At 71.7% G+C, this 15,416-nt stretch carries 13 protein-coding genes; 4 read left to right on the forward strand and 9 right to left on the reverse strand.

Annotated elements, in window-relative coordinates; genetic code table 11:
* The 3 genes from M8J74_RS35520 to M8J74_RS35530 form a co-directional block, all read right to left on the reverse strand.
* Positions 1-722: protein kinase (locus M8J74_RS35520; RefSeq protein ID WP_249840379.1), on the reverse strand; the 722-nt coding region annotated here is incomplete at its 3' end.
* A gap of 133 nt (positions 723-855) precedes the next feature.
* On the reverse strand, positions 856-3,042 hold the full coding sequence (locus M8J74_RS35525; protein ID WP_249840380.1) for a serine/threonine-protein kinase: 2,187 nt from the start codon (positions 3,040-3,042) through the stop codon (positions 856-858).
* Positions 3,043-3,389: 347 nt separating this feature from the next.
* A complete protein-coding gene (locus M8J74_RS35530) occupies positions 3,390-5,096 on the reverse strand; it encodes a glycerol-3-phosphate dehydrogenase/oxidase (RefSeq protein WP_249840381.1) in 1,707 nt (568 codons plus the stop codon).
* Positions 5,097-5,367: 271 nt separating this feature from the next.
* On the opposite strand from M8J74_RS35530, the gene M8J74_RS35535 reads away from it, so the two are divergent.
* Positions 5,368-6,576 (forward strand): nucleotide sugar dehydrogenase, encoded by a 1,209-nt coding sequence (locus M8J74_RS35535; RefSeq protein WP_249840382.1) that lies wholly within the window; start codon positions 5,368-5,370, stop codon positions 6,574-6,576.
* Positions 6,577-6,632: 56 nt separating this feature from the next.
* On the opposite strand, the gene M8J74_RS35540 is transcribed toward M8J74_RS35535, so the two are convergent.
* The 4 genes from M8J74_RS35540 to M8J74_RS35555 all read right to left on the reverse strand — a co-directional run bounded on the left by M8J74_RS35540 (position 6,633) and on the right by M8J74_RS35555 (position 11,021).
* The gene (locus M8J74_RS35540; RefSeq protein WP_058923714.1) at positions 6,633-7,757 is read right to left on the reverse strand and encodes a GuaB3 family IMP dehydrogenase-related protein; all 1,125 of its coding nucleotides are present in this window, start codon (positions 7,755-7,757) and stop codon (positions 6,633-6,635) included.
* Positions 7,758-7,864: 107 nt separating this feature from the next.
* Positions 7,865-9,367, reverse strand: a complete 1,503-nt coding sequence (gene guaB, locus M8J74_RS35545) for an IMP dehydrogenase (protein ID WP_058923715.1) — start codon at positions 9,365-9,367, stop codon at positions 7,865-7,867.
* 153 nt (positions 9,368-9,520) lie between these two features.
* Positions 9,521-10,108 carry a sigma-70 family RNA polymerase sigma factor gene (locus tag M8J74_RS35550; RefSeq protein WP_142141982.1) on the reverse strand — a complete coding sequence of 196 codons (588 nt, stop codon included), beginning with the start codon at positions 10,106-10,108 and terminating at the stop codon, positions 9,521-9,523.
* Positions 10,109-10,409: 301 nt separating this feature from the next.
* Positions 10,410-11,021 (reverse strand): response regulator transcription factor, encoded by a 612-nt coding sequence (locus tag M8J74_RS35555; RefSeq protein WP_003948568.1) that lies wholly within the window; start codon positions 11,019-11,021, stop codon positions 10,410-10,412.
* Positions 11,022-11,402: 381 nt separating this feature from the next.
* Between M8J74_RS35555 and M8J74_RS35560 the strand changes: the two genes are divergently transcribed.
* Entirely contained in the window at positions 11,403-11,732 is a 330-nt protein-coding gene (locus tag M8J74_RS35560; protein WP_058923717.1) for a WhiB family transcriptional regulator, read from the forward strand.
* A 101-nt stretch (positions 11,733-11,833) separates the two neighbouring features.
* Here the strand turns inward: M8J74_RS35560 and M8J74_RS35565 are convergent, their stop codons facing one another.
* On the reverse strand, positions 11,834-12,733 hold the full coding sequence (locus M8J74_RS35565; RefSeq protein ID WP_249840383.1) for a LysR family transcriptional regulator: 900 nt from the start codon (positions 12,731-12,733) through the stop codon (positions 11,834-11,836).
* A 178-nt stretch (positions 12,734-12,911) separates the two neighbouring features.
* Between M8J74_RS35565 and M8J74_RS35570 the strand changes: the two genes are divergently transcribed.
* Together M8J74_RS35570 and M8J74_RS35575 are read left to right on the forward strand one after the other, a co-directional pair.
* Entirely contained in the window at positions 12,912-13,685 is a 774-nt protein-coding gene (locus tag M8J74_RS35570; protein WP_249840384.1) for an SDR family NAD(P)-dependent oxidoreductase, read from the forward strand.
* 76 nt (positions 13,686-13,761) lie between these two features.
* Complete coding sequence (locus M8J74_RS35575; protein WP_249840385.1) at positions 13,762-14,469, forward strand: ester cyclase; 708 nt, start codon at positions 13,762-13,764, stop codon at positions 14,467-14,469.
* A 63-nt stretch (positions 14,470-14,532) separates the two neighbouring features.
* On the opposite strand, the gene groEL is transcribed toward M8J74_RS35575, so the two are convergent.
* A partial coding sequence (gene groEL, locus M8J74_RS35580; protein ID WP_249840386.1) for a chaperonin GroEL occupies positions 14,533-15,416 on the reverse strand: 884 nt, incomplete at its 5' end.

Genomic DNA, 15,416 nt, shown 5'->3' on the forward strand with positions numbered 1-15,416 from the left:
GGGCCTCCTCGGCCGCCGTCGGCACCCGGGCCGCCCGGGTGCCCGGGCTCACCGAGACCCCCCGGGCCCCCGGCCCCCGCGTCGCCCTCCGGCGCCGGCACCGGGTCGTATCCGCACAGGGCCTCCTGCGCCGCCCCGACCGCGAGGCCGGTCAGCATCACGCGTCCGTCGTCGCAGACCAGCACCGTGCGGGCGGTGATGTTGCGGTGCACCCAGCCGTGCGCGTGCAGCACCCGCAGCGCCATGAGCACGTCGGAGGCGACCTCGGCCGCGCGGTAGGGCGTGAGCGGCTTCTCCGCGAGCAGCGCCGCCAGCGGCCGCGCGGCCACCAGCTCGCTCACGATCCACAGCGAACCGCCGTCGGCGAACACGTCGAAGACCTGGTCGAGCCGTGGGTGGTCGGGTATGCGGGCGGCGGCCTGGGCGGCCTCGACCGCACGCCGTACGGCGGGGTCGGCCGGCCCGCGGGTCCCCGTGCGCGCCGTGGGCCTGCGTGCCTGGAACCCCTCGGGCAGGCCCTCGGCGTCGAGCACCTCCGCCTCGACGACCTCCGGCAACGGCACCTGCCGGACCAGGACTTCCTGCCCGCTGTAGGTGTCGAAGGCGCGGGTCTCGGTGAGTTCGTACTCGTCGGAGGGCGGCAGCGGCAGGCGGTAGCGGTCGGCGAGTACCCGGCCCGCGTAGTCGTCCACTCTGCCTCCCTCGGCCGCCCGGTCGGTCAATTCCGTTCGACTTGCGGACCGTTGTGAACGCACACCTGGATGCGTACGGTCCGCAAGCCTTCACGATACGTGCCGGAGGCAACTGGCAGAGAGGGGTTGCCAGATCTCACGGCCCAAACCCGGGGCAGGCGCTTTACGACTTCGGTTCGAACGTCTTCGCGAGCGTCTTCCAGGTGTCCTTACGGAGGTCACTGTCCCAGTCGGCGGCATTCGCCGTGTACATCAGCGCATACCCGAGATGGTCGTTGACGACGAACCCCCGGTCGACCGTCCGGTACTTCGTCCCGCTCTCGACGTAGGTGAACTCCCAGTCGGCCGCGTTCCAGCCGCGGTAGTCCACCTTCTCTATGCGGATCTTGTCGTACTGCGAGCGCACCATGTAGCGCTCCTGGTTCTGCCAGTCGGCCACCGGGTCGCCCTTGGGCGTGGACGTCCAGGCGATGAGGAGCTTCTGCCCGTCGGGGCCGGTGAACCGGTCGCCCGCGCTCCCGGTGGACTGGTACGACCATCCCTTGGGCAGCCCGATCGAGTAGCCCTGGCCGCCCTGGTAGGTCTTCGCCACCCCGGCCGAGCCCCCGGAGCCGCCGCCGGTCGCCGCACCGCTGCCGCCCGACGCGCTCGGGCTGTTGCTGGGCGTGCCACTGCCCGAGGGGGTCCCGGAGTCCTTGGAGCTGCCGTCCGCGCCGGTCCCGCCGCCCTTGTCCTCCTTGGTGCGCGAGCTCGCGGACGCGCTCGCGGCGGACTTGCCGCCACCGCCCTTGGCACCGTTGTCGGAGGTGCCGCCGCCCAGGGTGAGGGCCAGCACGGTGCCGATGACCACGACGGCCAGGACCACCGCGATGATCACCAGGGTCCGCTTGGGCACCACGTCGGTGAGGGGCGCCCGCGGGACGGACCGGGGCGGCAGCTCCGGGAGGTCGGGCGGCGTCATCTTGGGCCAGCCGGAACTCCCGCCGCCACCGCGCTCGTTCGCCCCGGCCGCCGGGGTCCTCGATCCCTCCGCGGACGAGGCTCCGCGCGGGGACGCGGTCGACGCGGTGGAGGGCGAGGGCGCGGTGGACGGGGAGGCCGACACCGCGGAGGACGCGGAGGAGGCCGGAGGGCGGGGAGGGGCCGGCGGAGGGACCTGCCTCGACGCGGGCGACGGCACCGACGGCGCCGCCCCCGACGCGCCGCGGGAGGCGGCGCCGCTCACGCCGCTCCCCGAGTCGCCCGCCCGGGAACCCGCCGTGCCGTCCGCGGACTTGTCGCGGGAGGCGGCCGCCGAACCGGCCGCGGCCCCCGCCGCCTTGCGCACGGAACGGAACTTGCCGAGCAGCTTCTCCGCCGCCTCCTCGGCCCGCCTGCCGCCGGAGCCCCCCGAACCGCCCTTGCGGCCGGTCCCGTCGGGCTGTGCCGGGATCGGCACGACCTTGGTCGCGTCCAGCGGCTCCGGTTCGGCCGCCTTCGGCTCCGGCGCGTGGATGACGGCGTTGAGCATCGCCCGCGCGCCGGCGTCGTCGAGCCGCTTCGCCGGGTCCTTGTTGAGCAGTCCGTAGATGACGTCCTTCAGCGGCCCCGCGTTCTTCGGCTCCTCCAGCGGCTCCGTCATCACCGCGGTCAGCGTCGCGATCGCCGACCCCTTGTCGTACGGCGGCACGCCCTCGACGGCCGCGTACAGCAGCCCGCCCAGCGACCACAGGTCGGCCGCGGGGCCCGGCTTGTGGCCGCGGGCCCGCTCCGGTGAGATGTAGGAGGGCGCGCCGACGAGCATGCCCGTGGAGGTGATGGACGGGTCGCCCTCCACCTGGGCGATGCCGAAGTCGGTGAGCACGACCCGCTCGGTGTCGCCCTCCAGCAGGACGTTGGACGGCTTCACGTCACGGTGCAGGATGCCCTCGCGGTGCGCGGAGCGCAGCACGTCGAGGACGGCCAGTCCCACCTCGGCCGCCCGCCTCGGTTCGAGCAGGCCGTCCTCACGGATGACCTCGGCGAGCGACTTGCCCTCGACGAGTTCCATCACGATCCACGGCCGGTCGTCCTCGTCGACCACGTCGAAGACCGTCACCGCGCTGTTGTTGCGGATCCGCGCGATGGCCTTGGCCTCGCGCAGCGTCCGCGTGATCAGCCGGCGCTTCTCGTCCTCGTCGATGTTCGACGGGAACCGCAGCTCCTTGACGGCGACCGTCCGGCCGAGGGTCTCGTCCTCGGCCCGCCACACCGTGCCCATGCCGCCCCGGCCGAGCACCGCCCCCAGCCGGTACCGCCCGGCGAGAAGACGCTCGGTCTTGTCCTGACGAGTCTCCTGACGAGATGTCCCCGCCCGCTCCGCCTCCGACATGGATCCCCTCATACAACCCGCCCTGACAGAGCCCCCATTGTCCCTCACCCGACAAGTGCCCGACGCCCAGGGTGCCCCAGGCCCCGCACGGGCCGCCGCACACCCGGAACGTCCGGTTCCGCACCCTCGCCTCCTCCCCGCGCGCACCGGCCGCCGCCCGTCGCCCGAAACCCCCTCGCCGTACGCGTGAACCCGGCGGCGAGGGCGGTTCCCGGCCCGGAACCGACCCTGTACGCCACCGAGTTCACCTCAAGCTCGTCCTCACACCTGGTGGAACGACCGGGCCGCGAACGCGGATCCCGGCTTGCGACACTCGTTCGAGTGATGACGGTTCGGCACCCGCCGTCTCACAGGGGCACGATGTCCGGCGCCCCCAGCCGTGCCGCGTCCGCCGTCAGGTCGTCGGGCTGGCGCTGCGACTCCCGCTCGGCTTCCACCCGCTTCTCGTAGTGCTCGACCTCGCGCTCGATCTGGTCCTTGTCCCAGCCGAGCACCGGCGCCATCAGTTCGGCGGCCTCCCGGGCGCTGCGGGTGCCGCGGTCGAAGGTCTCGATGGAGATGCGGGTGCGCCGGGTCAGCGCGTCGTCGAGGTGCCGGGCGCCCTCGTGCGAGGCGGCGTACACGATCTCGGCGCGCAGGTAGTCGTCGGCGGCCTGGAGCGGCTCGCCGAGTGAGGGGTCGGCGGCGATGAGGTCGAGGAGTTCCTCGGCCATGCTGCCGTACCGATTCAGCAGATGTTCCACGCGGACCACGTGAAGGCCGGTCCGGGCCGCGATCCGGGCCCGCGCGTTCCACAGCGCGCGATAGCCCTCGGCGCCGATCAGCGGGACGTCCTCGGTGACGCACTCGGCGACCCGCAGGTCCAGTCCGTGCACGGCCTCGTCCACCGCGTCCTTGGCCATCACCCGGTACGTCGTGTACTTGCCGCCGGCCACGACGACCAGTCCCGGCACCGGATGGGCCACGGTGTGCTCGCGCGAGAGCTTGCTGGTGGCGTCCGACTCGCCGGCCAGCAGCGGCCGCAGGCCCGCGTACACGCCCTGCACGTCGTCGCGCGTGAGCGGTACCGCCAGCACCGAGTTGACGCGCTCCAGGATGTAGTCGATGTCCGCGCTGGAGGCCGCCGGGTGCGCCTTGTCGAGGTCCCAGTCGGTGTCGGTGGTGCCGATGATCCAGTGCCGGCCCCAGGGGATGACGAACAGGACCGACTTCTCCGTGCGCAGGATCAGCCCGGTCGAGGAGTTGACGCGGTCCTTGGGCACGACCAGGTGGATGCCCTTGGAGGCGCGGACGTGGAACTGGCCGCGCTCGCCCACCATCGCCTGGGTGTCGTCGGTCCACACCCCGGTCGCGTTCACCACCTGCTTGGCGCGCACCTCGTACTCCCCGCCCCCCTCGACGTCCTGCACGCGCGCGCCGACGACCCGCTCGCCCTCGCGCAGGAAGCCCATCACCCGGGCGCGGTTGGCGACCTTCGCGCCGTAGGCGGCGGCCGTGCGCACCAGGGTGGCCGTGTGCCGCGCGTCGTCCACCTGGGCGTCGTAGTACTGCAGGGCGCCGACCAGAGCGTCCTTCTTCAGGGCCGGTGCCACCCGCAGGGCGTGACGGCGGGTCAGGTGGCGGTGCACGGGCAGGCCGCGGCCGTGTCCGCGGGCCATCGACATGACGTCGTAGAGCGCGACGCCCGAGCCGGCGTAGAACCGCTCCCAGCCCTGGTGCTGCAGCGGGTACAGGAAGGGCACCGGCTTCACGAGGTGCGGGGCGAGCCGTTCGAGCAGCAGGCCGCGCTCCTTCAACGCCTCGCGCACGAGGGCGAAGTCGAGCATCTCCAGATAGCGCAGGCCGCCGTGGATCAGCTTGCTGGACCTGCTGGACGTGCCCGATGCCCAGTCACGCGCCTCGACCAGACCGGTGGACAGTCCGCGGGTCACGGCGTCCAGGGCGGTGCCCGCACCGACCACCCCGCCGCCCACCACCAGGATGTCCAGTTCGCGCTCGGCCATGGCCGCCAGTGCCTCGGCGCGCTGCGCCGGCCCGAGTGTCGCTGTCCTCACTGCTGCCTCCCGCTATCGATAGCGCCGGCCGCACCCGTCGGGCGAAGCCCGTGTCCTACCCCCCATGCCCAAATTCTGACCGTCTTGCCCCACTTCAGCCACCACGGCCTCCCACCCTGTGGACAACTTTCCAGGGACGGCCGGAAAACACAGCCGACCAATCCCGCATAACGGTCATATTTACTCCTAGTCTGACATTGCGCTCGCCCATCCTGTCCACAGGGCTTGCGCACCTGTCCCGCTTCGGTTACTGGGAAGGACGGCCCACGCCATGCCCGCAGATCTCGCCGTCATCGGACTCGGCCCGTTCGGCCTGCCCCTGGCCCAGGCCGCCGTCGCCGCCGGCATCCCGACCGTCGGCTACCGGACCGGCCCCGAGGCCGGCTCCCTCAGCGCGGCCGACCTGCGCCGGATGCTCTCGGGGGGCTTCCGGCACGCCACCGGCCCCGCCGAGCTCGGCCGGGTCCGCACCGCCGTCATCTGCGCGCCCACCCCGCGCGGCCCCGACGGCGCGCTCGACCTCACGCAGGTGGAGGCGGCCGCCCGGACCCTCGCCGCCCAGTTGCGCCCGCACACCACGGTCGTCCTGGAATCCGCCGTCCCGCCCGGCACCACGGAGGAGGTGCTGCGCCCCCTGCTCGAAGCGGGCTCCCGGCTGCGCGCGGGCCGCGACTTCCACCTCGCCTACTCCCCCAGCCGCGTCGACCCCGGCAACCGCGACGTCACCCCGGCCACCACACCGAAGGTGATCGGCGGCCTGACGCCCGCGTGCACGGAGTCGGCCGCCGCCTTCTACTCGCGCCTCACCGACAAGGTGGTGCGCGCGCGTGGCCCGCGCGAGGCCGAGACGGTCCAGCTGCTGGAGACGAACTTCCGGCACGTCAACATCGCGCTCGTCAACGAGATGGCCGTCCTCTGCCACGACCTCGGCGTCGACCTGTGGGACGTCATCCGCTGCGCGGAGACCAAACCGTTCGGTTTCCACGCCTTCCGCCCCGGCCCCGGCGTCGGCGGCCACACCGTCCCCCAGGACCTGACCGCCCCCGCCGGCCGCACCCTGCGCATGGTCGAGCTGGCCCAGCAGGTCAACAGCCAGATGCCCCGCTACGTCGTCCAGCGCGCTGCCGCCCTCCTGAACGAGCACGGCAAGTCGGCGCGAGCCGCGCGCGTCCTCCTTCTGGGGGTGACGTACAAGCCCGACCTCGCCGACCAGCAGGGCACACCCGCGCGCGAGATCGCCGTCCGCCTGATGGAGCTGGGCGCCTCGGTCAGCTACCACGACCCGCACGTCCCGTCCTGGAACGTCCTGGACCGCCCGGTCCCCCGGGCCGACTCCCTCTACGAGGCGGCGGCCGACGCCGACCTCACGATCCTCCTCCAGCACCACCGCACCTACGACCTCCAGGGCCTGTCGGTGAAGGCGCAACTGCTCCTGGACACCCGGGGAGCCACGCCCACGGGGGCGGCGCACCGGCTGTGAACAGCGAAGGGGGCCGGTCACCCAGCAGGTGACCGGCCCCCTCGACGTCGTACGTCCTAGCGGCGGTGCTGGGAGTCCGCGACCGTCACCTCGACGCGCTGGAACTCCTTGAGCTCGCTGTAGCCGGTCGTGGCCATGGCGCGGCGCAGGGCCCCGAAGAGGTTCATGGAGCCGTCGGGGGTGTGCGAGGGGCCGGTGAGGACCTCCTCGATCGTGCCGACCGTGCCGAGGTCGACCTTCTTGCCGCGCGGCAGCTCCTCGTTCACCGCCTCCATGCCCCAGTGGTTGCCGCGGCCCGGCGCGTCCGTGGCGCGCGCCAGCGGCGAGCCCATCATCACCGCGTCCGCGCCGCAGGCGATCGCCTTCGGCAGGTCGCCGGACCAGCCGACGCCGCCGTCGGCGATGACGTGCACGTACCGGCCGCCGGACTCGTCCATGTAGTCGCGACGGGCGGCGGCCACGTCGGCGACGGCGGTCGCCATGGGCACCTGGATGCCCAGGACGTTGCGCGTGGTGTGCGCGGCGCCGCCGCCGAAGCCGACCAGGACGCCGGCGGCGCCCGTGCGCATCAGGTGCAGGGCCGCGGTGTAGGTCGCGCAGCCGCCGACGATCACCGGGACGTCGAGCTCGTAGATGAACTGCTTGAGGTTCAGCGGCTCGTGCGAGCCGGAGACGTGCTCCGCGGAGACCGTCGTACCGCGGATGACGAAGATGTCCACGCCCGCGTCCACGACCGCCTTGGAGAACTGCGCGGTGCGCTGCGGGGAGAGCGCGGCCGCCGTGACCACGCCGGAGTCGCGCACCTCCTTGAGGCGCTGGCCGATCAGCTCCTCCTTGATGGGGGCCGCGTAGATCTCCTGGAGGCGGCGGGTCGCCTGCTCGACCGGCAGCCCGACGATCTCGTCGAGGAGGGGCTGCGGGTCCTCGTACCGCGTCCACAGGCCTTCGAGGTTCAGCACGCCCAGGCCGCCGAGCTCGCCGATGCGGATCGCGGTGGCCGGGGAGACGACCGAGTCCATGGGGGCGGCCAGGAAGGGCAGCTCGAAGCGGTAGGCGTCGATCTGCCAGGCGATCGAGACCTCCTTCGGGTCCCGCGTACGGCGGCTGGGGACGACGGCGATGTCGTCGAAGGCGTACGCCCGGCGGCCGCGCTTGCCGCGCCCGATCTCGATCTCAGTCACGTCTGTGGCCTTTCCCTGATGCGTTGCAGCGTCTTCCAGTATCGCCGACGGGCACGGCAAGGGCGGCCCCGGATGCTCCCGGGGCCGCCCCTCGCAACGCCTGTCGCCTACTTGCTGCTGTAGTTCGGCGCCTCGACCGTCATCTGGATGTCGTGCGGGTGGCTCTCCTTCAGACCCGCGGAGGTGATCCGCACGAAGCGGCCCTTGGACTCCATCTCCTCGATGGTCGCCGCGCCCACGTAGCCCATGGTCTGGCGCAGACCGCCGACGAGCTGGTGCAGGACGCTGGACAGCGGACCGCGGTAGGGCACCTGGCCCTCGATGCCCTCGGGCACGAGCTTGTCGTCGGAGGCGACCTCGGCCTGGAAGTAGCGGTCCTTCGAGTACGACCTGCCCTGGCCGCGGGACTGCATCGCGCCGAGCGAGCCCATACCGCGGTAGGACTTGAACTGCTTGCCGTTGATGAACTGCAGCTCGCCCGGGGACTCCTCGCAGCCCGCGAGCAGCGAGCCCAGCATCACCGTGTCGGCGCCGGCGGCGAGCGCCTTGCCGATGTCGCCGGAGTACTGCAGGCCGCCGTCGCCGATCAGCGGGATGCCGGCCGGGCGGGCGGCGAGCGAGGCCTCGTAGATGGCGGTGACCTGCGGGACGCCGATGCCGGCGACCACGCGCGTGGTGCAGATGGAGCCGGGGCCCACACCGACCTTGATGCCGTCGACACCGGCGTCGATCAGCGCCTGGGCGCCGTCGCGGGTGGCGACGTTGCCGCCGATCACGTCGACGTTCACGGCCGACTTGATCTTCGACATCCAGCTCAGCGCGTTGCTGTTGTGGCCGTGCGAGGTGTCGACGACCAGGAAGTCCACGCCGGCCTCGGCGAGGGCCTGGGCGCGCTCCAGCGCCTCGGGGCTGGCGCCGACGGCGGCGCCGACGAGCAGGCGGCCCTCGGCGTCCTTGGCGGCGTTCGGGTACTTCTCGGCCTTGACGAAGTCCTTGACGGTGATCAGGCCCTTGAGGACGCCCGCGTCGTCGACCAGCGGAAGCTTCTCGATCTTGTGGCGGCGCAGCAGCTCCATGGCGTCCACACCGGAGATGCCGACCTTGCCGGTGACCAGCGGCATCGGCGTCATGACCTCGCGCACCTGGCGGCTGCGGTCGGTCTCGAAGGCCATGTCACGGTTGGTGACGATGCCGAGCAGCTTGCCTGCGGGGTCGGTGACGGGGACACCGCTGATGCGGAACTTGGCGCACAGCGCGTCGGCCTCGCCGAGCGTGGCCTCGGGGTGCACCGTGATGGGGTCGGTGACCATGCCGGACTCGGACCGCTTGACCAGGTCGACCTGGTTGACCTGGTCCTCGACCGAGAGGTTGCGGTGCAGCACGCCGACGCCGCCGAGCCGGGCCATCGCGATGGCCATGCGGGACTCGGTCACCTTGTCCATCGCCGCCGACAGCAGCGGGATGTTGACCCGGACGTTGCGGGAGATGCGGGACGAGGTGTCGACCGCGTTGGGGAGGACCTCGGAGGCTCCCGGCAGCAGCAGCACGTCGTCGTAGGTCAGCCCGAGTGTCGCGAATTTACCGGGCACTCCGTCGACGTTTGCAGTCATGACACCTTCCCCAAATGGCCTTGATCGGTGCGGATGTCCATGCTAACGGGAAGCAGGGCAGTCGAATTCCACGGTTCCGCATGACGTCGGGCTTCGTATGTTCGTACGGAATCCCCGAGCGGCCTGTTCAAAGAAGGCGCCGACGCCCGGGATCTACTGCTCCGCCAGTGCCCTGAGCCGGCTCAGGGCCCGGTGCTGCGCCACCCGGACCGCGCCGGGTGACATTCCCAACATCTGGCCGGTCTCCTCCGCCGTGAGGCCCACCGCGATGCGCAGCAGCAGCAGCTCCCGCTGGTTCTCCGGCAGGTTGGCCAGCAGTTTCTTGGCCCATTCGGCGTCGCTGCTGAGCAGCGCGCGCTCCTCCGGGCCCAGCGAGTCGTCCGGCCGCTCGGGCATCTCGTCGGACGGGACCGCCGTCGAGCCCGGATGCCGCATCGCGGCCCGCTGCAGGTCGGCGACCTTGTGCGCGGCGATGGCGAAGACGAACGCCTCGAAGGGCCGCCCGGTGTCCCGGTAGCGCGGGAGCGCGAGCAGGACGGCGACGCAGACCTCCTGGGCGAGGTCCTCGACGAAGTGGCGCGCGTCGCCCGGAAGGCGGGACAGACGGGTACGGCAGTACCGCAGCGCCAGCGGGTGGACATGGGCGAGCAGGTCGTGCGTGGCCTGCTCGTCCCCGTCTACGGCGCGATGGACGAGTGGCCCGATCGCCCCTGCGGCTTGGACCGCCTCGTCGTCGCGCATCGGTCTATGGTGCCCTGTGGCCGTCGGATCCGTGGCGCCACGCCCGATGTTGTGCACTGAAGCGTTATGAGCAGGTGCGCCGGCACTCATCCCCTGCGCCCTCCCCTTCCGCTCGACCGACTCGTCCCCGAGAGACTCCACATCTTCAAGGATGCGGCATCCGCGGCGAAACAGGCAGCGGCCGCCGAGGGAGCCACTTGACGGACCTCGCATCCGCGCCCCCGAGGGGGCGCGAGGAACCGCGCGACCAGCCACAACGAACCCGCAGCCACCAGGCGGCACAAGGCGGCACCCGGTGGGCCTAACGAACCAGACCCCACCTGAAGCCGAGCGCAACGGCATGTGCCCGGTCCGACGCCCCCAGCTTCTTGAACAACCGCCGCGCATGGGTCTTCACGGTGTCCTCGGACAGGAACAGCTCGCGTCCGATCTCCGCGTTGGACCGTCCGTGGCTCATTCCTTCGAGCACCTGGATCTCACGCGCCGTGAGCGTCGGCGCCGCGCCCATCTCGGCCGACCGCAGCCGGCGCGGGGCGAGCCGCCAGGTCGGGTCGGCGAGGGCCTGGGTGACGGTCGCGCGCAACTCGGCGCGTGAGGCGTCCTTGTGGAGGTAGCCCCGCGCCCCGGCGGCGACCGCGAGCGCCACGCCGTCCAGGTCCTCGGCGACGGTCAGCATGATGATGCGCGCGCCGGGGTCCGCGGACAGCAGCCGGCGCACGGTCTCGACGCCGCCCAGTCCGGGCATGCGCACATCCATCAGGATCAGGTCCGAACGGTCCGCGCCCCAGCGGCGGAGGACTTCCTCGCCGTTGGCCGCGGTCGTCACGCGCTCGACGCCGGGCACGGTCGCGACCGCGCGGCGCAGCGCCTCTCGGGCAAGCGGGGAGTCGTCGCAGACGAGGACGGATGTCATGGCCGTCCTCCGCAGCTGATGCACGTCACCTTGAGCCTCCAGGCTGGTACGAAATCGTCACCTGTGCGGTCGACCGTCCCGGACGCCCGCCCGAGCACTTGTTGCGCCAACCGCCTCCGCACTCTCAACGACGGTCACCCGAAAGAGTTACGGGGCTGTGTGCCATCTTCGGCACTCTACGTGAGGGCGCGGACACGGTGCAGACATGACGGGTGGACCCACAACGTTTCATCACAACCGGTGCCCCATTCGGCCCCTTTTCTTCCCATCTACTGGTGTCTGAGGCTAGATTCGCAATGAGTCATATTTTCATCTCCTTAGATCGTAGTTACACGGTCGTCGGCACCGTATCCGCTCAGTACGGCTACAAGGGGTCACGTAATGGCAGATTTCTCCCGCCTTCCCGGACCGAACGCGGACCTGTGGGACTGGCAGCTCCTGGCCGCCTGTCGCGGGGTGGACAGCTCGCTCTTCTTTCATCCGGAGGGCGAGCGAGGCGCGGCCCGGAGCGCTCGCGAGAACTCGGCCAAGGAGGTCTGCATGAGGTGCCCGGTGCGCGCGCAGTGCGCGGCGCACGCGCTGGCGGTGAGAGAGCCGTACGGCGTCTGGGGTGGCCTGACCGAGGACGAGCGCGAGGAACTGATGGGACGGGCGCGGAACCGGCTGGTCTCGGCGATGGCCGGGAGTGCGGACAGCGCCTCGAACAACTGAAGGAACGTTTCGGCGATTCCGAGCAGACGAGCTCCCGGACCCCGAGCTCCCGACGAGAAGGGCACGCACGCGTGCCCTTCTTTTGCGCGGTCGCCCTCTCCCTACTGCCGGGCCGCCGCGCGCCCGAGCTGCTCCAGCGTCGCCGCCACCGCCGGCACCCGGGCCAGGTCGGGCAGGGTCAGCGCCACGATCTCCCGCCGCACCGCCGGCCGCAGCGTCAGCACGCGCGCGTGGCGCGGCCGTACGGACTCCAGGGCGAGCTGCGGCAGGACGGCGACGCCCAGGCCGGCGCCGACGAGGCCCACGACGGCCGGATAGTCGTCGGTGGCGAAGTCGATCCGGGGGGTGAAGCCCGCGCCCTCGCACACCTCCACCAACTGCCCCCGGCAGCGCGGGCATCCGGCGATCCAGGGCTCCTCGGCCAGCTCCCCGATGCCGACGGAGTCCGCTCCCGCGAGCCGGTGCCCCTCCGGCACGAGTCCGACGAGCGGGTCGGTCAGCAGCGGCCGGACCACGAGGTCGTCCCACTCCTCGGCGCCCGCCGCGCCCTCGTAGCGGAAGGCGAGCGCCACGTCGCACTCGCCCTCGCGCAGCATCTCCACGGACGCCGGCGGTTCGGCCTCCTCCAGGAAGACGCGGGTGCCGGGGTGGGCGGCGCGCAGGGCGGCGAGGGCGGCCGGCACGAGGGTGGAGCTGCCGCTGGGGAACGACACGAGCCGGACGCGCCCGGCCCGCAGTCCCGCGATGGCGGCGACCTCCTCCTCGGCGGCGGTGAGTCCGGCCAGGATGCCGTTGGCGTGCCGCACGAGCGCCTCGCCCGCCTGGGTCAGCCGCATCTCGCGCCCGCTGCGGACGAGCAGCGGGGTGCCGACGGAGGACTCGAGGGCCTTCATCTGCTGGCTGACGGCGGGCTGGGTGCAGCCCAGCTCGCGCCCCGCCGCGGAGAAGGAGCCGGTGGTGGCGACGGCGCGCAGGACGCGCAGATGACGGGCTTCGATCACACCCGCAAGGATAAGAGATCCTTTGATCCGGCGCCGATCGACGCGTCACCGCTTTGAGCCTCGGCCGCCGGGTCAGCGGGAGGGGACGCGGAAGTACCGGGATGTGTACGCCTCCTGAGACCCCGTCGAGACCCGGCGGAGATCGGAATCGCCCGGTCCGGGTAACTACGCTTGGGCCATGACAACGGCTCTGATTACGGGATCGACCGCGGGCATCGGCGCCGCCTTCGCGCGGCGGCTGGCGGGTGACGGGCACAACCTGGTGCTCGTCGCGCGTGACACCAAGCGGCTGCGGGAGCAGGCGACCGAGCTGCACGACCGGCACGGCATCGAGGCGGAGGTCCTCACCGCCGACCTGGCGACGGACGACGGCATCGAAGCGGTCGCCGCCCGCCTCGCCGACCGCAAAAGCCCCGTCGACCTGCTGGTCAACAACGCCGGCTTCGGCAACAAGGGCCGCTACCTCGACGTCTCCATGGCCGACGAGCTGAAGATGCTCAAGGTGCACTGCGAGGCGGTCCTGCGCCTGACCTCGGCGGCGACGGAGGCGATGCGGGAGCGGGGGCGCGGCGGGGTCGTCAACGTCGCTTCCGTGGCCGCCTTCGTGCCGCGCGGCACGTACGGGGCGTCCAAGGCGTGGGTCGTGCAGTTCACCCAGGGCGCGGCGAAGGACCTCGCGGGCAGCGGGGTGCGGCTGATGGCGCTGTGCCCGGGCTTCGTGCGCACGGAGTTCCACCAGCGGGCCGGGATGGGCACGGACAACATCCCCGGCTGGATGTGGCTCGACGCGGACAAGCTGGTGGCGTCCGCGCTGAGCGATCTGGCACGGGGCAAGACGCTGTCGATCCCCGACCCCCGCTACAAGGCGCTGATGGGGCTCGTGAAGGTCACGCCACGGGCGCTGCTGGGCGGGATCACCTCACGCACCGGGCGCAAGTACGGACCCCAGTGAACGAGGCACCGGCGCGCTCCGGTGGGAGGATGGGTTCCGTACGACCGGACCCAGGGGGGCCGGAGGCGACGATGCCATGACCTTCGTTCAGATCATCGACTGCAGGACCAGCCACTTCGACGACATCGACCGGCTGATGGACACATGGGTCGAGCAGACCAAGGGGAAGCGCACGGCGACGCACGCGGTGGTCGGCAAGGACCACTCCGACGCGTCGCACTTCATCGAGATCGTGGAGTTCCCGTCGTACGAGGAGGCGATGCGCAACTCCGGCCTGCCCGAGACGGACAAGATCTTCCGGGAGTTGGTGGCCCTCTGCGACGAGATGCCCACCTTCACCGACCTGGACGTGGTGCGCGACGACCAGCTGAACGCGGTGAACGTGCGGCGGTTCTTCGAGACGATCGCGCACAAGGGGGACCTGCCCGCGCTCGACGAGCTGGTCGCCGAGAACTACCACGACCACGATCCCGGCAAGGAGCAGGACACCCTGGGCATGGACGCCCTGCGGCGGGACCTCGGGGAATGGCGCGGCGGGTTCGACTTCGCCTTCGACATCGAGGACCAGATCGCGCAGGGAGACCGGGTGTGCACCCGGTGGACCTGGCGCGCCACCCACAGCGGTCGGTTCATGGGGCTGGCGGCCACCGGGCGGAGCGTCTCGATGACCGGGACGACCGTCTTCCGCTGCGACGAGGACGGGAAGATCGCCGAGGGCTGGTGGCAGTACGACCGGCTCGGGCTGATGGAGCAGTTGGGCGCGCTCGACGCGCTGGAGCAGTAGGGCGAACGCGAAGGCCCGGCACCCCTCGGGTGCCGGGCCTCGGTGCCTCGATGCGGGCCTGGGTCAGTGGGAGTGACCGTGGCCGTGGCCGCCGGCGGCCGGCTCTTCCTCTTCCTTCTTCTCGACGACCAGGGTCTCGGTCGTCAGAAGCAGGGAGGCGATGGAGGCGGCGTTCTCCAGGGCGGAGCGGGTGACCTTGACCGGGTCGATGACGCCGGCCTTGACCAGGTCGCCGTACTCGCCGGTGGCGGCGTTGAAGCCCTGGCCCTTGTCGAGGTCGGCGACCTTGGAGGTGATGACGTAACCCTCCAGGCCGGCGTTCTCGGCGATCCAGCGCAGCGGCTCGACGACCGCGCGGCGGACCACGGCGACACCGGTGGCCTCGTCGCCGGTGCGGCCGAGGCCGCCGTCCAGCACCTTGGCGGCGTGGACCAGCGCGGAGCCACCACCGGAGACGATGCCCTCCTCGACCGCGGCGCGGGTCGCGGAGATGGCGTCCTCCAGACGGTGCTTCTTCTCCTTCAGCTCCACCTCGGTGGCGGCGCCGACCTTGATCACGCACACGCCGCCGGCCAGCTTCGCGAGGCGCTCCTGGAGCTTCTCGCGGTCCCAGTCGGAGTCGGTGTTCTCGATCTCGGCCTTGATCTGGTTGACACGGCCGACGACGTCCTCGGAGTTGCCCGCGCCGTCGACGATGGTCGTGTCGTCCTTGGTGACGGTCACGCGGCGGGCGGAGCCCAGCACGTCCAGACCGGCCTGGTCGAGCTTGAGGCCGACCTCCTCGGAGATGACCGTGGCGCCCGTGAGGACCGCCATGTCCTGCAGCATCGCCTTGCGGCGGTCACCGAAGCCGGGGGCCTTGACGGCGACCGCGTTGAAGGTGCCGCGGATCTTGTTGACGACCAGGGTCGAGAGGGCCTCGCCCTCGACGTCCTCGGCGATGATCA

The sequence above is a fragment of the Streptomyces panaciradicis genome (genome assembly GCF_023516615.1).
Lineage (GTDB): Bacteria > Actinomycetota > Actinomycetes > Streptomycetales > Streptomycetaceae > Streptomyces > Streptomyces panaciradicis.